The 478-nt window shown below is 56.7% G+C and carries 1 pseudogene; it reads left to right on the top strand.

What is annotated here, in order from left to right:
* Nucleotides 1-478, top strand: a pseudogene (locus tag AC2AXP_RS22660) (transposase family protein); the annotation flags it as partial.

Here is a 478-nt window from a genome sequence, read left to right on the forward strand (position 1 = left end):
AACTCGCCGCTGAGAATGCCCGCCTCAAACGCCAACTGGCTGAACGGGACGAGGAACTGGCCATTCTCCAAAAGGCCGCGACATACTTCGCCAAGCGCCTGAAATGAAGTATGTCTTTATCGAAAAGCATCAGGCTGAGTTCAGTATCAAAGCCATGTGCCGGGTACTGCACGTCGCCCGCAGTGGCTGGTATGCCTGGCGTCAGCGTCGTCACCAGATAAACCGGCGTCAACAGTTCCGACTTGTCTGCGATGATGCGGTTCGACAGACCTTTGCCAAGGCAAAACAGCGTTATGGAGCGCCTCGTCTTGCTGATGAACTGCCGGAGTACAACATCAAGACTATCGCCGCCAGTCTGCGTCGTCAGGGGCTGCGGGCGAAAGCCTCGCGCCGGTTCAGCCCGGTCAGTTACCGTGAGCATGGTCTGCCAATATCCGAGAATCTGTTGAAGCAGGACTTTTACGCCAGCGGCCCGAAT

The organism is Serratia sp. Sp408 (genome assembly GCF_057180665.1).